Genomic DNA, 16,073 nt, shown 5'->3' with positions numbered 1-16,073 from the left:
ACACTTAGCCAAGAGTGCCAGCCGTGGACCTGAAGATTGATCGCAACGTTGCCGAGCCTGTGATCCGGCAGCTCGTGACGCACCTCATGGGCTGGATCAACGCCCATGGCATCCGCCCCGGTGCGCGCATGCCGTCCATTCGTCAACTGGCCCGGGAAAACAGCTTGAGCCTGTCGAGCGTGATCAAGGCCTATGACCAACTCGTTGCCAGCGGGGTACTGGAGTCTCGACATGGCGCGGGTTTTTTTGTCGCGCAGCAGTTGGTCCGGCCCGTGGAGCCGGAGCCGGAAACGGATAACGCGCGGTGGCGGTTGTTCGACAATGAGTCGACGCAGCTCAAGCTGGGGTGTGGCTGGCTGCCCGATGCCTGGCGCGACGACACCGACCTGGGCCAGGCGATCCGCCAAGTGGTGCGCAGCGACAACCATGCGTTGTTCAACTACAGCACCCCGCTGGGCTCGCCTCATCTGCGCCTGCACCTTCAAAAGCGCCTGGGCCTGATCGATATTCATGTCGACCCGACGCAAATCATCACCACCCAAGGTGCCAGCCAGGGCCTCGACCTGCTGGTGCGAACCCTGCTCAAGCCCGGTGACCTGGTGCTGGTGGAAAGTCCTGGCTACTACAACCTGTTCAATCTGCTGAAACTGAATGGGGTCAAGACCGTGGCGGTGCCGAGAACCGCCCAAGGCCCGGACATCGCCCGCCTGGAACAGCTTCTCGGCGAGCATAAGCCCTCGTATTTCTTCATCAACATCATGTACCAGAACCCCACTGGCACCAGCCTGGCGCCAAGCGTGGCTTATCGTCTGCTGCAACTGGCAACGGCCCATGACTTCCGCCTCATCGAGGACGACATCTACGCCGATTTCCAGAATGGTCCGACCTCACGCCTGGCCTCCCTGGATGCCTTGGACCGGGTGATCTACCTGGCGAGTTTTTCCAAGACGCTGTCCAGTTCGCTGCGCATCGGTTACGTGGTCGCCCATCCCGAGATCATCCAGCGCCTGGCCGAAGTCAAGATGATTACCGGCATCGGTTGTTCGCTGCTGGCAGAAAACGTGGTGGCGACGTTGCTGGCCAACGGTGCTTATCGCAAGTTGATCCAGCGCTTGCGCCAGCGCCTGAACAAGCAGATGGCAAGTACGCTGCGCCAACTGGACCCAGCCCACTGGGAGGTGTTTGCCGAGCCGCTGGGGGGGATGTTCGTCTGGGCCAGGCCTCGGTACCTGGCGGCACAACGGGTGCAGCAGATCGCCCGGGAGCTGCAAATCCAACTGTCCCAAGGCTCGACGTTCCTGCCCCAGGGCGAGGCGTGCGATTGGTTGCGGTTGAATGTGGCCTATACCCAGGATCATCGGGCGCAGGTGTTCTTCCAGCGGGTGGAGCAGGAGTCGACTGCGGTGGCTCAGTAGGGTTTGGGAAATTGTTCTGCGTCATCGCGAGCAATCCCCTGTGGAGCAAAGCTTGCTCGCGATGACGGACTGACCGGTCACAAAAAATATCGGCGTTAATGGGAATAGATATCAAACAGAAATGAGTTGCTGTATCTTTCGCGACACATTCTTGTCAGCCTCCCGACGTGGAGGCTTTTTTCCATTAGGATTGTGCATCGATGCGTCGGATACTCGTTTCACTGTGTGTGCTCCAGGCTTATTCCGTTTCCACCTGGGCTGAACAGCCAGTCCCTGCCAAGCCGGCTTCCCTTGAGTTGCAAGCCACGGATATCGTCGGTAGCGCCGACTATGAATCAGCACAGGGACCGGTGAAGGGCTATCACGCCACCCGTTCGGCCAGTGCCACCCGTACCGACACGGCGATCCATGAAACCCCGCAATCCATTTCCGTGGTGTCTCGCGACGTCGTCGAAGACCTTGGCGCCACGCGTCTGCAGGACGCCCTCGATTACGCTGGAGGAGTCGGCCGGGGTAACAACTTCGGCGGCCAGGGCCTGACTACTTTCACCGTACGCGGTTTCACTACCGGAGAGTTCTACCGCAACGGTTTCCCGATCAACCGTGGCTACCCGAACATGCCTGACGCCAACACCATCGAGCGGCTGGAGGTCTTGCGCGGCCCGGCCACCATGCTCTATGGCCGGGGCGATCCCGGCGGTACCTTCAACGTGGTGTCCAAGCAGCCGTTGGCCGAGCGCACGGTGACCCTGGGTAGCCAGGTCAGCGACCAGGGGATGCGTCGCGGTACGCTGGACGCGTCCGGTCCGTTGGATGAAGAAGGGCGCCTGGCTTATCGCCTGAACGTGATCGGCGAGGGCGGCGACACGTTCCGCGATCACGTCGAGACCGAGCGTTACGGCGTTGCACCCGTGGTGTCCTGGCAGGTCAACGACACCACGCGCCTGACCTTCGAAGGCGACTTCATGCGCAACAATGCGCCGCTGGACCGTGGCTTGACTCATTACGCCGGCCAGCGCGGCACCGCGTCGCGGGATACGTTCTTCGGTGAAAAAGACGTCGGCAAGCTGCATAACGACAACAACATGCTGCAGGTGCGTTTCGAGCACATGCTCAACGACGACTGGACCCTGGCCGGCGGTACCCAATGGCTCGACGGCACCTTGCAGGGCAATGCCATCGAAGGCAACGGCATCGCCGCCGATGGGCGCACCCTGGGTCGCAACTTCAACTACCGCAAGCTGGAGTGGACCGACCGCGACACCCAACTCAACCTCACCGGGCATTTTTCCACTGGCGGGTTCGAGCACACGTTGCTGACGGGTATCGAGTATGAAGACTACGACTACCAGTCCATCATCCAGCGTTCCTCCGGCGTCGTCGGGGCTTACCCGATCGATATCTTCGACCCGGTGTATGGCCAGCCACGCCCGGCATTGACGCGCAAGCCCACCGATGACCAGGAAAACCTCAAGACGTTTGGCGTGTTCGTCCAGGATCAGGTGGCGCTGACTGAGCGCTTGAAGTTGTTGGCTGGGGCGCGTTTCGAGCGGTTCGAGCATAAGTACGAGAATTTTGCTACCGCCAATGGTGACTGGGATGCCAGCCATAACGCCGTCACTCCGCGTCTGGGAGTGATCTACGACTTGACCGACACGGTGGCTGTCTACGCGAATACGGCTCGTTCTTTCAAACCCAACACCGGACGCAATGCGCAGGGTGGTGGATTCAAGCCTGAAGAGGGCAAATCTTATGAAATGGGCATCAAGTGGGAAGCGCTGGATCGTCAGGTAAGCGTAGATGCCGCGGTGTACCAAATCGAAAAACGCAATGTGCTCACCTCAGATCCACAGGACTCGACACTTAATGTGGCCGCCGGTGAAGTACGGAGTCGTGGTTTTGACCTGAACGTGGCGGGAAACCTGACGCCGGAATGGCGCGTGATCGGCGGCTACGCTTATGTGGACGCCGAAGTGGTCAAGGACAACACCTTCGAGAAGGGTAGCCGACTGCTCAACGTACCAAGGAACAGCTTCAGCCTGTTGAACGTCTATGAGTTCCAGGACGGAGGCCTTAAAGGGCTGGGCTTGGGACTGGGGGCCAGGTACGTCGATGAGCGGGCCGGGAAGATGGGCGTCAACCCGTTTTCCATGGACAGCTACACCGTCGTGGACCTGCTCGGTTACTACAAGGTCAACGAGCGGATCCGCCTCAACCTGGACCTGAAGAACCTGTTTGACGCCGACTACGAAGAGGGTGCATTCGGGGGCGTCTATGCCTACCCGGGTGCACCGCGAACCGTGCAGGCCGGCATCTCCTACACGCTCTGAATTCGATGCGTCATGAAAACCCCGAAGGTTCTGCCTTCGGGGTTTTTCTTTTTACCACTTGCCTCTTTACCACTTGCCTGTGCTCATCCCGCCGTCCACCGGCAGTATCGCGCCAGTCGTGAAATCGGCGCCCGCCAGGTACAACACGGCCTCGGCAATTTCCTCGATGGTGCCCACCCGACCGGCTGGGGCCAGGTTGTCGAGGAATGCGCGGTGCGCCGGGTCGTGCATGGGCGTGTCGATGATGCCGGGGGCGACCGCGTTGACCTTGATGTTGTGGGGCGACAGCTCCAGGGCCAGGGCGCGGGTCATCTGGTTGACGCCGCCCTTGATCAACACCGGCAGTGCTGCCGGCACCTGGATGTTCGGTTGCAGGGCCACGGCGGCTGAAATGTTGATGATAAAGCCTTGTTGGCGCCCGATCATGTGCGCGGCAGCGGCCTGGCTGGCGTAGACCAGACCCTTGAGGTTGGTGTCCAGTAGCGCGTCCAAATCCTGGGGGCTGTATTCGACGAAGGGTTTTGGCAGGAAGAAGCCGGCGTTGTTCACCAGCCCGTCAACGGCGCCAAACGCCGCGACGGCTTGGGTGATGAGGGCGGTTGAGGTGGCCGGGTCAGCGATGTCGCCGGCCACGCCGATGAAGCCGGCCGGGTGGCCGAGGTCGGCGGCGGCAGCCTCCAGGCCGGACGGGGAGCGGGCATTGCCCACCACGTTATAGCCCCGACCCAGGAACGCTTTGACCAAACCCAGGCCGATCCCGCTGGAAGCGCCGGTGATGATGACGGTTTGTTTGAGGCTCATGATTGACTCCTGATCACATTGAGTTGAACCGGTGCGCCTGTGTTGGCGGTGGTTGAGTCCAGGGTATTGATGCGCCAGGGTTTGATAAATAAGGCTTCTGGTACTTGAGTTGATACGTCATGTAATCAATGGTCGGGGCCACACACAATGTTCCCGGCTGATTGCAAACCCAGGTTCGCCGGTAACGCTCACAGGATTGTCGCAGGCAGAAAAAAGCCCGGTCAGTTGGACCGGGCTCGGGAGGGGCAGGGCGTTATTCCTTGGGAAGACTTCGATACTCCGTCGTGGTCATGCCCGCGTATCCCCAGTTATCCGTGTCGACTTCCTCGATCACGATGTGGGTCAAATGCGGGTCCTTGCCCAGTACGCGCTGGAGGGTTTCGGTGATTTCGGAAATCACCTGGGCTTTCTGTTCACGGGTGACGCCGTCTCGGGTAATTCGCACATTGACGAAAGGCATGTTGCACTCCAACTGATGGAAATGAGCGCAGGACAACCCTGCGCGGTGGAAGGCCACTGTATTTATACGCCGCAGACTGATAAACAGGCCTTTGGAAACTTCAGTTGATACGCGGTGTAATGAATCATGAAGCGTCATTTCGAAGACCTGCAGTTGGGCAGCATAGAACTGTTCTGCCTGGCGGCGGAGGCGGGCAGCTTCACGGCGGCGGCGCAGTTGGCGGGGGTTACCCCGGCGGCAGTGAGCCGCTCGATCTTTCGCCTGGAAGAGCGCCTGGGTTCAAGGCTTTTCGTACGCACCACCCGCAGCATCCGCCTGACCGAAGCCGGCAAGACCTATTTCGAGCAATGTCGGCAGGCGTTGACGCAACTGGTCGAGGCGCAACAGGAAATGATGGGCGCGCAATCGGTGCCGTCCGGGCAACTGCGCATCAGCCTGCCCACTACCTACGGCCATCACCGCATCCTGCCGTTGCTGCCGGCCTTTCGAGCGCTGTACCCGCAAGTGACTGTGGACCTGCACCTGAGCAATCGAAACATCGATTTCGTTGCCGAAGGTTATGACCTCGCCATCCGGGTGCGGGCCCAGCCGGACTCCTCCATGATCGCCAGGTTGTTGGAAGACGCGAATCTGGCGGTGGTCGCCTCACCGGACTACCTGCGCAAGGCCGGCACGCCGCAGACCCTTGAAGACCTGGACGATCACGAGTGCATCCAGTTCGAATTGCCCAGTAGCGGGCGACGGATTTCCTGGTTGTTCAATGTCGAGGGCAAAGAAAAGGAGGTGTTCGGCGAAGGGGGATATTGTTGTTCGGACGATGTGCTTGGCGGCGTGACGCTGGCCAAGCATGGCGCCGGGTTGTTCCAGACCTATCGATTCATCGTCGAACAGGAACTCGCGGATGGCCGGCTGGTGGAGGTGTTGCAGCCTTTCGGGGGACGGTCACGACCTTTCACACTGCTGTATCCCCATGGCCGGTACGTGCCGCAACGGGTGCGTGCCTTCGTGGATTTCCTGTTGGAGTACCGGCAGCAATGGGCCTTGGCCTGACACAAGGTGCCAGGGCTGAAAAGGCATCTCTGTGGCGAGGGAGCTTGCTCCCGCTTGAGCGCGAAGTGCTCACTCGATCTCACTCGCCACAGAGATTCCAACCGTCAGATCGCGATCAGAACCGAAACGCCTGACGGCCAATCAGCAGCCACTTGCCATTCTTCTGCTTCTGCCAGATCTGGAAGTTCTCGATTTCCGTCGGAACCACTTCGGTGCCCTTGAGCGCCTGGGCCGAGAAGTGGTTGCGCACCAGCGCTACGTCACCGGACAAGGTGATTTTCTGGTTCTGCATTTCCAGGGTCTTGAACGCGCTCTTGCCCGTTTCGATGTCGGCGATGAAGGCTTTCTTGTCCTGGATATTGCCGCTGGAGTGCCCGTAGGTCAGGTTCTCGGCGGCCAGTGCCTGGAGTTGTGGGATGTCTTTGTGCAGCATGGCTTGGGTCAGGTGGTCGACGGCCTCGGCCACTTCCTGCTCGGCCGAAGAAGGGGCTGCCGCTGCGTAGCCGCTGAACAGGCACAAGAAGCTGACGATCAATGTCGCTTTTTTCATGGAGATTTCCTTGTTGTTGTAGGTATCCGGAACATACGAGCGCTTGCTCTCATCGGTCATCGTACAACTTGTCGAAGGCAACGGGAATAGCCAGACAGCTAGGCCATTTGTGAAATCAGCCAGGTCTGGTCAAAAGAACATCGGGGGGGATGGCCAACAATGTGGCGAGGGAGCTTGCTCCCGCTGGGTTGCGCAGCAGCCCCCACGAATCGGCACCGAGGTGTGTCAGGTTTATTGCGTTGTCTTTTTGGGGCTGCTTCGCAGCCCAGCGGGGATAAATCCCCTCGCCACAAGGCGCGTCGCATCCAGTTTTTGTGGCGAGGAAGCTTGCTCCCGCTGGGTTGCGCAGCAGCCCCCACGAATCGGCATCGAGGTGTGTCAGGTTTATTGCGTTGTCTTTTTTGGGGCTGCTTCGCAGCCCAGCGGGAGCAAGCTCCCTCGCCACAGGGGGGGGCTTTTAGCTGCGGTGGTGTATTCACAGGCCCTCGCGAACCGCTCCCCGAATTCCTTCCAGCAACATGGTGAACGCCGGGTTGTCGTTGTCCTGGCGCCATACCAGGTGCAACTCGCTTTGAACCCCTTCGCCCAGGTCGATCTCGCGAAACACCACCTGCTTGAACACCACGCTGCTGGCGCAACGCGGCACCAGCGCCAGGCCCATGCCGGCATTGACCAGTGCCAGGATCGTCAGCGACGACCCCAGCCATTGCACGAATTGCGGCGCGACCCGAGCCGAGCGCAGCATGCCGGTGAGCAGTTCGTTGAAGGGCGGGTAGGCGGCGTGGGAATACATGAGGAACGGTTGGGCGTCCAGATCCTGGACGCTCACGGTCTCGGCGCTGGCCAGCGGATGTCCGGCAGGCACCGCCAGTACGAAGGGTTCGCGCACCAGGCATTCGGTGGCGTAGCCGGTCTCCAGCAGTGGCGAGCGGACGATGCCCAGGTCGATGCGCCGAGCGCGCAGGGCTTCATGCTGCTGGTAGGTGTTCATCTCCGCCAGGACGATTTTGACCTGGGGCTGTTTCAGCCGGGCCTCGGCAATCACCTTGGGCAGAAACTCGTACACCGCGCTGCCGACGAAGCTGATGGTCACCGAACCGATGTCACCCTGGGCAAAGCGCCGGGCGGCGATGGCGGCTTGTTGGGCCTGTTCCAGCAGGTTCTGCGCTTCGATGAAAAACGCCCGGCCGGCGGCAGTGAGCGCCACGCTGCGGGTGCTGCGGGTGAACAGTTCGACGCCCAAGTGGTGCTCCAGCAATTGGATCTGCCGGCTCAGCGGAGGCTGGGTCATGTTCAGGCGTTCGGCGGCACGACGAAAGTTGAGTTCGGTCGCCACGGTGGTGAAGCAGCGCAACTGGGCCAGCTCAAACATTGATTCAATCCGGGTATCAATCAAGTGCCAAGTTAGATTAGACGGGAACAATCCACCGCGTCCATCATCGTCCCGTTCCCACAAAAACAATGATCGGGAGGCACCCCTTGAATAACGTAACGGACTCCACCCATGACAGCACCCTGGCGCTCGCGGCGGCCAAGGTCAAACGTCATGTACTGCCGTTGGTGGTGGTGATGTTCATCGTCAACTACATCGACCGGGTCAACATCGGTTTCGTGCGCAGTCACCTGGAAACCGACCTGGGCATCGGCGCTGCCGCCTATGGGCTTGGCGCCGGGTTGTTCTTCGTCGGCTACGCCCTGTTTGAAGTGCCGTCCAACATGCTGTTGCAACGCTACGGCGCGCGGGCCTGGCTGACGCGCATCATGTTCACCTGGGGCGCGGCGGCCATGGCCATGGCTTTTGTGCGCGGCGAAACCAGTTTCTATGTGCTGCGCTTCATCCTCGGCGCGGCGGAGGCGGGGTTCTTTCCCGGCATCATCTACTACTTCACCCAATGGCTACCTGCCAACGAGCGCGGCAAGGCGATGGCGATCTTCCTGAGCGGGTCGGCCATCGCCTCGGTGATTTCCGGCCCGGTGTCCGGCGCCTTGCTGCACATCAGCGGGATGGGGCTGCATGGTTGGCAATGGATGTTCCTGATCGAAGGTTTCGCCTCCATCGTGCTGTGCGGGTTTGTCTGGTTCTGGCTGCAATCGCATCCGAGCCAGGCGAAATGGCTGAGCAGTGAAGAGAAAACCGTATTGATCGCCGCTATCGCCGAAGAGCAACGGGCCCGGGAGGCGGCCCAGGTGATCAAGCCGTCGATGTTCAAATTGTTGGCTGACCGACAGATCGCGCTGTTCTGTTTCATCTACTTTTCCATCGCCCTGACCATCTACGGTGCCACGTTCTGGCTACCGAGCATGATCAAGAAAATGGGCAACCTGGGAGACTTCCAGGTCGGCTTGCTCAACTCCATTCCGTGGATCATTTCCATCATCGCGATGTACGGCTTTGCCGCCCTGGCCGGCAAATGGAAATTCCAGCAGGCCTGGATCGCGGTGACGCTGGTGGTCGCTGCGTTTGGCATGTTCATGTCCACCACGGGAGGGCCGATCTTTGCCTTCGTGGCGATCTGTTTTGCGGCGATCGGTTTCAAGGCGGCGTCGGCGTTGTTCTGGCCGATTCCCCAAGGCTACCTGGATGCACGCATCGCGGCGGCGGTGATCGCCTTGATCAACTCCATCGGTAACCTCGGCGGTTTTGTGGCGCCGACGGCCTTCGGTTTCCTGGAGCAGACCACTGGCTCCATCGAGGGGGGCCTGTATGGGTTGGCCGCCACTTCGCTTGTCGCCGCCGTGGTGATCTTTTTCGCTCGCACCGCACCGAAGCGCGATACCCCGAACTCACTGTCCGGCCGGCCCGAAGCCGTTGTCGAAGTCGATCAGTCGCAAACCTCTCAAGCCTTGAAACCTGGCCCATCGGGAGCCGCTGTATGAAGATCAAACGCGTCACCGTCACACCCATCGCTTTTCGCGATCCACCTTTGCTCAACGCCAGCGGCATCCATGAGCCGTTCGCGTTGCGCTCGATCATCGAGATCGAAAGCGACAACGGTTACATCGGTCTGGGGGAGAGCTACGGCGATGCGCCGGCCTTGGCGATCCAGCAGCAGTTGCAGAGCCAGTTGATCGGCCTGGATCCGTTCAACCTCAACCAGTTGCGGTCTATCGTCCAGGCGACCGTCGCCGCGCACAAACCGGCCAGCGTTGCCGGTGCCGAACTGGCGCCGGGTTCCCACGCGAGCAAGGCGGTGAGCAATGCCTATTCGGCGTTCGAAGTGGCTTGCCTGGATTTGCAGGCCCATTACCTGGACGTGCCGTTGGTGGACCTGCTGGGCGGCGCGATCCGCGACGAGATCCCGTTCAGCGCCTATCTGTTTTTCAAGTACGCCGAGCACATCGATTCGCCGTACCCGCCCGACAGTTGGGGCGAGGCGCTCAACGAACAACAGATCGTTGCCCAGGCCCGGCGGATGATCCAGGACTATGGTTTCAAGAGCATCAAGCTCAAGGCCGGCGCTCTCGATCCGGAGCATGAAGTCGCCTGCATCAAGGCGCTGAAACGGGCATTTCCCGGCTATCCGTTGCGCATCGATCCCAACGGTAACTGGTCCCTGGAAACCTCGATTCGCATGGCCGAGCTGCTGGGGGATGACCTGCAGTACTACGAAGACCCGACACCGGGGCTGGAGGGGATGGCCGAGCTGCACAAGCGCACGGGGCTGCCCCTGGCGACCAACATGGTGGTCACCGATTTCGATGAGTTCCGCCGTAGCGTGGCGCTGGACAGCGTGCAGATCGTGTTGGCCGACCACCATTACTGGGGCGGCCTGCGCGACACCCAGGCCCTGGCGAAAATGTGCAGCACCTTCGGCCTGGGCGTGTCGATGCATTCCAACTCGCACCTGGGCATCAGCCTCATGGCCATGGCCCACGTGGCGGCAGCGGTGCCGAACCTGGACTACGCCTGCGACACCCATTACCCGTGGCAGGAACCGGATGAAGAAGTGATCAAGGGTGGCAAGCTGCCGATTGTCGACGGCTGCGTGAAGATCACCCGGGCGCCGGGCCTGGGCTTGGAACTGGATCGGGATCAACTGGGCAAGCTGCATGACCAGTTCCTCAGTTGCGGCATCCGCCAGCGCGACGATGTGCGGCAGATGCAGCGTTACCGGCCGGAGTGGAAGACCGTCAAGCCGAGGTTCTGAGGAGACAGCGAGGGGGCCTGCTGCGCAGGCCAGCGGGAGCAAGCGCCCTCGCCACAAAAGCTGGATCTGACTTCAATTTTGAGTGTGGGTGCGACCCCTGTGGCGAGGGAGCTTGCTCCCGCTGGGCTGCGCAGCAGCCCCAAACCAAACAACTCGCTATGACTGACCAATGAGTTGATCCTCCCAGGCCCCCCCTGCGGCCCACACCCAAAGTACCGCACCCGCCAGCCTCGCCGTCTTACACCCAAACTGCCGCGCCGGGCCGGCGCTTCCAAAGCATCCGCCAATTGCCTCCAAGGCAGCGTATGACGCGCCCTGGCGCCTTTCGATAATCGCCTCCGACATCCAGTCCCCTGTTGCGGAGCGCGCCATGCACAACAATAAAAATACCCGCCAACGTTTTTTGCCTGCGGTCATCGTAGGTGTTTCGAGCCTGGGCCTGATGCCTTGGGCCAACGCCGAAATCATGCTGTACGACAAGGACCAGACCACCTTTTCCACCGACGGCTACATCAACGCCTTTTACGTCAACAGTGACGTCGACCGCGCGGGTGAGCAGTACGACCGTCGGCAGGCGCGGGTCAAGATGGGGTTCTTGCCCAACTACCTGGGCTTCAACATGGGCAAGCAGGTCGATGACCTCAAGCTCGGTGCCCGGGCCTCGTTCTGGGTGACCATCAACGACAGTGAAACCAATGGCACCGACACCGCCATCGACGTGCGCCAGTTCTACGGCACCGTGGCGAACCCGGAGTGGGGTGAGGTGCTGATCGGCAAGGACTTCGGCCTGTTTGCCCGCTCCAACATCCTGCTGGACGAGTTGCTCGCCGGTTACGGCCAGGTCAGTGACACCCTGGGCCTGGTGGACGGCGGTGGCGTGTCGTTCGGCAACATCGGCAGCGGTTACCCGTACCCGTTCCCGACCTCGCAGATCACCTACCGCACGCCGGTGATGGAGGGCCTGCGCGTGGCGGTGGGGATCATGGACCCGGTGGACACCAACGACAACAGCGCCACGGGCAAGGCCTATCAGGAAAACCCGCGCACCGAGAGCGAGATCACCTATCAGTTCGATCTGGGCGGGGCGAAGATCTACAGCTGGCTCAACGGCAGCTACCAGACCTCGGACAACACCGACTCCACCGTCGAATCGGTCACTTCCAAGGGCCTGGGGTATGGTGTGCAGGCCAAGATGGGCGGGTTGTCGCTGACCGGCTCGGGGTTCCAGGCCAAGGGCATCAACCCGTTCTTCACCAACAACGCCGGTGAAGCCACCCTGCGCAATGTCGACAGCAAGGGCTACCTGTTGCAGGGCTCCTACAAGCTGGGCAAGAACCGCCTGGCGTTGTCCTACGGCAAGACCGATGACGACGGCAACGGTGTGGTGGGCAGTGGCGCCGATTACGAAACCCGTGGCATCGCGCTGTTCCACGACATCAACGACAACCTCAAGCTCGTGGCCGAGTACAACCAGTTCGAAATCAACGGCCACGACACCAGCGCCCAGAACGAAGACACCGATACCTTCGCGGTGGGGGCGGTGCTCACCTGGTAAGGGTGACTCCCTTCAACTGAGGCGTGCCAGGTCGGCTTTTGGGGCTGCTGCGCAGCCCAGCGGGAGCAAGCTCCCTCGCCACAAGAGCAGTGTTCGACTTCATTTTTGAGTACGGTGCAATCCTGTGGCGAGGGAGCTTGCTCCCGCTGGGGCGCGAAGCGGCCCCGAGACTGATTGATATTGGGGGCTGCGCATCAGCCCCCTTTTTTCAGTGTGACGTCCCCTCGGCGAACTCGATCTTGTTGCCGACGTTGTACTTGCCCGACGGCTTGTTCATGGGCAGGCGCTTGATTTCCTCGAGGGTGTTGCTGTCGTAGACGATCAGCGCGCCATCGGTATCCCAAATGCTCAGCAGCAGGTAGCGGCCGTCGCGAGTGAACTCGACGTGGGCGGCGGTTTTACCGGGCATGGGCCGCAGCGTGTGGGCGATTTCCAGGGTCTTTTTGTCGATCAGGTGGATGGCATCGTTGTCCGGGCCGAAGAACACGTCGGTCCAGGCGTAGCGGGAATTGGCATGGCTGCGCAGGAAGAAACCCGGCCCCAGGGTAGGGATCTGCTTGATGACTTTCCAGGTGTCGAAGTCGATCACCGAAATCAGCCCGTTGCTGATGTTGGGCGTGGCGAACACCCAGTGTCCATCGCGTTTCCAATAGGTCCCCGAGCCCAGGTGCGGCATGCCCGGCAGCGCGATATCGGTGACAATCCGCCCCGTGTCGAGGTCGATCACCTGGCCGCCTTGGGCCTTGCGCGAGGTGGCGAGCAATTGCCGGTAATCGGGCGAGAAGGAAAAATCATCGAGGTAATCCTCGGCCTCGATACGCCTGGGCACAAAGTCCGGATTCGGGCCGGTGGACAGTTCCCAGACCTCTTTCACATCTTTCAAGGCGACGATGAAGCTGTTGCGCGGCGGCGCGGTATAGACCGCGCTGACCCGCGACGCCTGGCCGTCCAGCCCCACCGTTGCAACGGTCTTGACCAATGACAGGTCGCGGGCATCCAGCACCACCAGGTTGCCGGGCAGGGTGTTGCCCACCAGCACCCAGCGCCCGTCCTTGCTCACCGCCAGGTTGCGGGTATTGAGCCCGGCTCGCACCTCGGCGATGAGCGTGAGGTTGTGCAGGTCATACAGGCTGATCCAGCCGTCCCGGGAGGCGAAATAGACGAAGCGTCCGTCCGGCGAAAACTTCGGTCCGCCATGCACCGCGAAATGTGAGGCGAAGCGCGCCAGGACCTCGAAACGATCCCCGTCGACGATATCGACGTGATGATCGCCAGCTTCCACCACCACGAACAGGTTCAGCGGATCGGCGTGGTGCTGGGGTTTGTCGGGCAGGGTCGCGATATCCGCCAGCAGGCGATGGCTGCGGCGAGTATCGTCCTCGCTCCAGGTCGGTTCGACGGCCGGTGGACGTTGGAGATAGTGGGTCAGGCCATCGATCTGCACGGGCTCCAGCACCGCGCCGAATGCCGCCATCTGGCTGGCCGGACGTCCATGCTCGATCACCTGGCGGATTTCGTCGGGCTTGATCCGACTCAGACTCTGGGGCAACAGCGCCGGCCCGGCGCCGCCGATGCGATTGACCCCGTGGCACTGCTGGCAGTGTTGCTGGTAGTTCTGTTCGGCCAACGCCAGGTCCGGGTCAGGCGCCGTGGCGCCGTGGACGGCACCGATCCACAGTAATGGGGCAAGCCAGCCGATCCTCATGAGGCCACCCTCGCGACAGTTGGCTGGAGCGGTAGGGCCGGATGCAGGCGCGCCGGATGCTCCAATACCTGATGGGCAAACAAGCCAACCACCTTGCCGATCACCGTCAAGGTCGGCAGGCCTTCGGCGCATGCCAACGCCATCTCCGGCAATTGCTGGAGGGTGCCGCGCAAGACCTGCTGGTCGGGGCGTGTGCCGTTGCTGATCAAGGCCGCCGGCGTATCAGCCGCCAGGCCCGCCGCGATCAGTTGTGCGGCGATGGTGCCGAGGTTTGACAGACCCATGTAGAACACCAGGGTCTGGCTGTCATCCGCCAGGCTTTGCCAGGGCAGGTTCAAGTCACCTTCGCGTTGCAAATGACCGGTGATGAAGCGACAGGAATTGACCAGGTCGCGATGGGTCAGGGGAATGCCGGCATAGGTGCTGCAACCGGCCGCGGCGGTGATGCCGGGCACGACTTGGCAATCGATACCGCGGGCCAGCAGATACTCCAGTTCCTCGGCGCCGCGACCGAAGATGAACGGATCACCGCCCTTGAGGCGCACCACCCGCTGTCCCTGGTCGGCCAGGTCGGCCAGCAGTTCGTTGATCTGTGGCTGGGGCAGGCTGTGGCAACCGGCGGCCTTGCCGACGTAGTGGCGGGCGCAGGTCAGGGGGATCAGGCTGAGCAATTGCGAGCTGATCAAGCGGTCGTAGACCACCGCATCGGCCTGCATCAACAGGCTCCAGGCGCGCAATGTCAGCAGGCCCGGGTCACCGGGGCCGGCGCCGACCAGGGCGACTTCACCCGGTCTGAAGGGCGATTGCAGGGCAGCGGGCAAAACGATGGAGGCAGGCATGGGACTTCCTTGGTTCGGTATCGGGTTCGCCGTCGGTTGATCAGGCGCAGGGCATCGCAACGCTGGGGATCGCGTGCAAGCCGATTTCTTCGTCGCTGAGGTGGCAGCCAGGGTCTTGGCCCCATAGGTCACCGTCGGCCCAGGCCCGGGTGCGGGTATTGCCGTTGCAGATCGCCAGCCAGCGGCATTGTCCGCAGCGACCGCCAATGGCCCGTGGGTGTTCGCGTAGCTTGAGCAGCAGGGCATCGGGGCGATTGAGCCAGAGCGTCTTGAATGGTGTCTGGCGGACATTGCCCACCGAGTGCTGCCACCAGTACGTGTCGGGGTGAACCTCGCCGGTATTGTCGATGTTGGCGATGCCGCTACCCGACGCGTTGCCGCCCCAGGCTCGCAGCATCTGCTCGAGTGCGGCGTAGTGTTGGGGCAGACGCCGGGCGACCCATTGCAGCAGCAGGATTGCGTCGGCGTCGTTGTTGCCGCTGACGAAGTCACTGTCGCGGCCTTGTTCGATGTCGCGCCAGGCCCGCTCGAAGATCAAGGCCATGGCCTCGCGGCTCATCTGTTGCTGGGCATCGAGCTTGCGACTGCGCTTGCCCCGGCCGCTGTAGTTGAGGTGCGACAGGTAGAATTTCTGTACGTCGTACTCATTCATCAAATCCAGCAAGCGCGGCAACTGGGCATGGTTTTGCTGGGTGAGGGTGGTGCGCAACCCGACCCGGATGCCTTGCTCGCGGCAAAGCCGGATGGCCGCCATGGAGCTGGCGAAACTGCCCTTGAGCTGACGGAATTCATCGTGGGTCGCTTCCAGTCCGTCGATGCTGATGCCCACGTAATCAAAGTTCGCCGCAGCAATCTGTTCGATATTGGAAGCGTCAATCAGCGTGCCGTTGGTGGACAAAGCGAGGAAAAAACCTTTGTCGCGGGCATAAGTGCTGAGTTGGAACAGGTCCTCGCGCAACAGCGGTTCGCCGCCGGAGAGGATCAACACCCGCACGCCGGCCTCGTGCAGGTCGTCAATGACCTGGAGCGCCGCCGGGGTGTCCAGTTCATCGCGAAACACGCTATCGGCCGACGTTGCATAGCAGTGCTTGCAGGTCAGGTTGCAGCGCCTGAGCAGGTTCCAGATCACCACTGGTGGGCGGCTGCTGCCCGGTGGCGCGACACGTGGGGCGGGGCAATGCCCGGCCAGGGCTCGCAGGTAATGGCTGATCCTCAACATA

At 61.5% G+C, this 16,073-nt stretch carries 13 protein-coding genes; 6 read left to right on the top strand and 7 right to left on the bottom strand.

All coding sequences use genetic code 11. The features are described from left to right. The first annotated feature begins 23 nt into the window (after positions 1-23). Both BLT00_RS04385 and BLT00_RS04380 read left to right on the top strand, forming a co-directional pair. The gene (locus tag BLT00_RS04385) at positions 24-1,415 is read left to right on the top strand and encodes an aminotransferase-like domain-containing protein (RefSeq protein ID WP_092145810.1); all 1,392 of its coding nucleotides are present in this window, start codon (positions 24-26) and stop codon (positions 1,413-1,415) included. Between the two features lie 200 nt (positions 1,416-1,615). Beyond that, a complete protein-coding gene (locus BLT00_RS04380) occupies positions 1,616-3,745 on the top strand; it encodes a TonB-dependent siderophore receptor (protein ID WP_092145808.1) in 2,130 nt (709 codons plus the stop codon). 66 nt (positions 3,746-3,811) lie between these two features. Here BLT00_RS04380 and BLT00_RS04375 read toward each other — a convergent pair whose 3' ends face one another. Next, positions 3,812-4,546, bottom strand: coding sequence for an SDR family NAD(P)-dependent oxidoreductase (locus BLT00_RS04375; protein WP_092145806.1), 735 nt, complete (start codon positions 4,544-4,546; stop codon positions 3,812-3,814). 253 nt (positions 4,547-4,799) lie between these two features. Then, a complete protein-coding gene (locus tag BLT00_RS04370; protein ID WP_025213530.1) occupies positions 4,800-5,006 on the bottom strand; it encodes a tautomerase family protein in 207 nt (68 codons plus the stop codon). 126 nt (positions 5,007-5,132) lie between these two features. Between BLT00_RS04370 and BLT00_RS04365 the strand changes: the two genes are divergently transcribed. Beyond that, a complete protein-coding gene (locus BLT00_RS04365; RefSeq protein WP_092145804.1) occupies positions 5,133-6,056 on the top strand; it encodes a LysR family transcriptional regulator in 924 nt (307 codons plus the stop codon). 115 nt (positions 6,057-6,171) lie between these two features. Here the strand turns inward: BLT00_RS04365 and BLT00_RS04360 are convergent, their stop codons facing one another. Together BLT00_RS04360 and BLT00_RS04355 are read right to left on the bottom strand one after the other, a co-directional pair. Further along, entirely contained in the window at positions 6,172-6,606 is a 435-nt protein-coding gene (locus BLT00_RS04360; protein WP_063325053.1) for a nuclear transport factor 2 family protein, read from the bottom strand. 475 nt (positions 6,607-7,081) lie between these two features. Then, a complete protein-coding gene (locus BLT00_RS04355; protein ID WP_063320823.1) occupies positions 7,082-7,978 on the bottom strand; it encodes a LysR family transcriptional regulator in 897 nt (298 codons plus the stop codon). Between the two features lie 107 nt (positions 7,979-8,085). Between BLT00_RS04355 and BLT00_RS04350 the strand changes: the two genes are divergently transcribed. The 3 genes from BLT00_RS04350 (at position 8,086) to BLT00_RS04335 (ending at position 12,309) form a co-directional block, all read left to right on the top strand. Continuing rightward, positions 8,086-9,483 carry an MFS transporter gene (locus BLT00_RS04350; protein WP_256572751.1) on the top strand — a complete coding sequence of 466 codons (1,398 nt, stop codon included), beginning with the start codon at positions 8,086-8,088 and terminating at the stop codon, positions 9,481-9,483. Beyond that, positions 9,480-10,754 (top strand): glucarate dehydratase family protein, encoded by a 1,275-nt coding sequence (locus BLT00_RS04345; protein ID WP_092145800.1) that lies wholly within the window; start codon positions 9,480-9,482, stop codon positions 10,752-10,754. Before BLT00_RS04350 ends, BLT00_RS04345 begins: the two co-directional genes overlap by 4 nt. A 370-nt stretch (positions 10,755-11,124) precedes the next feature. Next, positions 11,125-12,309, top strand: coding sequence for a porin (locus BLT00_RS04335; RefSeq protein ID WP_092145796.1), 1,185 nt, complete (start codon positions 11,125-11,127; stop codon positions 12,307-12,309). Between the two features lie 208 nt (positions 12,310-12,517). Here the strand turns inward: BLT00_RS04335 and BLT00_RS04330 are convergent, their stop codons facing one another. The 3 genes from BLT00_RS04330 to nirJ are packed head-to-tail and all read right to left on the bottom strand — an operon-like array spanning position 12,518 to position 16,072. Next, entirely contained in the window at positions 12,518-14,014 is a 1,497-nt protein-coding gene (locus BLT00_RS04330) for a nitrite reductase (RefSeq protein ID WP_092145794.1), read from the bottom strand. Next, on the bottom strand, positions 14,011-14,853 hold the full coding sequence (cobA, locus tag BLT00_RS04325; protein WP_092145792.1) for a uroporphyrinogen-III C-methyltransferase: 843 nt from the start codon (positions 14,851-14,853) through the stop codon (positions 14,011-14,013). Before cobA ends, BLT00_RS04330 begins: the two co-directional genes overlap by 4 nt. A 40-nt stretch (positions 14,854-14,893) precedes the next feature. Beyond that, positions 14,894-16,072: a heme d1 biosynthesis radical SAM protein NirJ gene (nirJ, locus tag BLT00_RS04320; RefSeq protein WP_092145790.1), complete on the bottom strand. Its 1,179-nt coding sequence runs from the start codon at positions 16,070-16,072 to the stop codon at positions 14,894-14,896. Between the last annotated feature and the right edge of the window lies 1 nt (position 16,073).

Origin of the sequence: Pseudomonas sp. NFACC51 (assembly GCF_900103575.1) — a bacterium.
Lineage (GTDB): Bacteria > Pseudomonadota > Gammaproteobacteria > Pseudomonadales > Pseudomonadaceae > Aquipseudomonas > Aquipseudomonas fluorescens_Q.
Note: the sequence above shows the minus strand (reverse complement) of the source record. Positions and strands in the feature narration are given on the sequence as shown.